Below are 2,214 nucleotides of genomic sequence, written 5' to 3'. Positions count from 1 at the left end.
ATGATGAGCATCCCCCCCGCCATATCGGTCATCCGATCTGGATCAGGACTTTGCCGGCATCGACCTTGACCGGATAGGTTTTCAGGTTGACGCAGACCGGGGCGCCGCGGGCGTCACCCGTCTTGTAGTTGAAGCGGCCATTGTGCTTGGGGCATTCGATGATGTCATCCATCACCAGCCCGTCGGCCAGGTGCACCTTTTCATGCGTACAAAGGCCGTCGGTGGCGAAGAACTCGTCGTCGGGGCTGCGATAGATGGCGAAGGTGCGGCCGCCATGGTCGAAGCGCATCACATCCTCCTCGTCTATGTCGCCGGTGGCGCAGGCCTCGACCCAGTCGCTCATTCAAGTCCTCCCAAAAGCAAAAAAGTGCGCAGCGGTTTTCCGTCCGGAATTGCGTTAAATAAACAGTCTGGATCGGATGGAAGCACGATCATTCCGCCGCGGCGGCGATAGTGTCGTTGTGGAATTCCTCGCGATATGGCCGTGCGGTCGGCGGCAGCTCGCGCTTGAGGAAATAGTCCTCGTTGCGCAGCTGGCGCAGGAAGACCGGGATCATCTCGCGGTAGCCGGCCAGGATCGACGGTGTCGCTTCCGGCAGATCGTGCTTGATCAGTTCGTGCAGCCTCGGCAGCGCATGATAGGGCACCATCGGAAACATGTGATGCTCGACATGGTAGTTCATGTTCCAGTAGATGAAGCGGCTGATCGGGTTCATGTAGACGGTGCGGCTGTTCAGCCTGTGGTCGGTGACATTGTCGGCCAGGCCGCCATGCTGCAGCAGCCCGACCATGACATGGTGCCAGGCGCCGTAGAGCCTGGGCAGGCCGACCAGCATCAGCGGCAGGAACGAACCGGTGTAGAGCGCCAGCCCGACGGTGGCGGCATAGATCGCCGTCCAGATGCGGGCGACGCGGATCGCCTTGGGCTGTTCCTGTTCTGGAATGAAGGTCTTTTCGGCGGCGCTGACGGTGCCGGCGGCGTTGCGCAGCATATCGCTCATCGCATGCCAGGCGTCGAGCACGCCGACGAAGCCCAGCATGGCGCGAACCAGATCCGGCGGCCGCATCACCGAGATTTCCGGGTCGCGGCCGACGATGATGGTGTCGGTGTGGTGGCGCGTGTGGCTCCAGCGCCAGGTCACCGGATTGCGCATGATCATGAAGCAGGCGATCTGATAGACCGCATCGTTCATCCATTGCGTGCGGAAGGCGGTGCCGTGACCGCATTCGTGCCAGCGTGAATCCGTCGAGGAGCCGTAGAGCACGCCATAGACGAAGAAGAACGGCACGCACCACCATGTGCCCCAGAGCCAGGCGCCGCCGGCGCCACTGACGGTCAGGGCGGCGAACCAGATCGCCGTATCGCGGATCGCCGGCCCGTCGGAGCGCTGCATCAGCTCCTTCATCTGCTTGCGCGGTATGTCGGTGTGATACCACTCGGCCGCCGACAGGCCGGTCTCGACGGCGAGCTTGGCGTCGCGGCCGATCAGGCTGTAGTCACGCCGGGACGGCGCAGTGGACATGATTGCCTCCCTCGGCAAAGGCATCCGCCAGAGCGAATGCCATGAAATCCCTTGGCTTCGGGCGTCAAAGTAACGCCGACTGATGATAGACTCAACATCATAAAGATAGTTTCTATCATTTCCCATCAGGATGATGTACGAAGGGCTCGAGCAAACCCGACGAGGCAAGCATGGTGAAGCGGCCGACAATATCCGATCTGGCGCGCATCTCGGGCGTCAGTGTCGCCACCGTCGACCGCGTGCTGAACAACCGGCTGCCGGTGCGCGAAGAGACAGCGCGCCGCGTCTACGAGACCGCTACCGACATCGGCTACCACGCCGCCGGCCTTATCAAGCAGCGCATGCGCCAGGAGTTGCCGGAGTACCGCCTGGGCTTCCTGCTGCTGCGGGGCAACGATGCCTTCTACGGTGACTTCGCGCGGGAACTCGAACTGGCCATCTCTCAATCGCAGCGCTTCCGCGGCGTTGCGAGCATCGATTTCGCCAGCTCCCTGGCTCCCGACGAGATCGCCTCCCAGATGCGCAGGCTGGCGGCGAAATCGAGGGCCATCGCCGTGGTCGGTCCGGACCATCCGACCCTGACAGCGGTCGTGGAAACCTTGAAGGCGAGAGGGCAGCCGGTCTTTTCGGTGCTGTCCGATTTTGCCGCCGGCATCCGGGAGGGCTATATCGGCCTCGACAACCGCAAGGT

At 62.6% G+C, this 2,214-nt stretch carries 3 protein-coding genes; 1 reads left to right on the top strand and 2 read right to left on the bottom strand.

Annotated elements, in window-relative coordinates:
* Nucleotides 1-28: 28 nt before the first annotated feature.
* Nucleotides 29-343, bottom strand: coding sequence for a MocE family 2Fe-2S type ferredoxin (locus tag ENZ74_RS29805; protein WP_027161041.1), 315 nt, complete (start codon nucleotides 341-343; stop codon nucleotides 29-31).
* Nucleotides 344-431: 88 nt separating this feature from the next.
* A complete protein-coding gene (locus ENZ74_RS29800; protein ID WP_063169774.1) occupies nucleotides 432-1,523 on the bottom strand; it encodes a fatty acid desaturase family protein in 1,092 nt (363 codons plus the stop codon).
* A gap of 170 nt (nucleotides 1,524-1,693) precedes the next feature.
* Between ENZ74_RS29800 and ENZ74_RS29795 the strand changes: the two genes are divergently transcribed.
* Nucleotides 1,694-2,214, top strand: a 521-nt coding sequence (locus tag ENZ74_RS29795) for a LacI family DNA-binding transcriptional regulator (protein WP_164761310.1), incomplete at its 3' end; no start/stop codon positions are given.

The organism is Mesorhizobium sp. M7A.F.Ca.CA.002.15.2.1 (genome assembly GCF_003998715.1).
GTDB lineage: Bacteria > Pseudomonadota > Alphaproteobacteria > Rhizobiales > Rhizobiaceae > Mesorhizobium > Mesorhizobium ciceri.
This window is presented reverse-complemented; position numbering and strand designations above follow the sequence as displayed.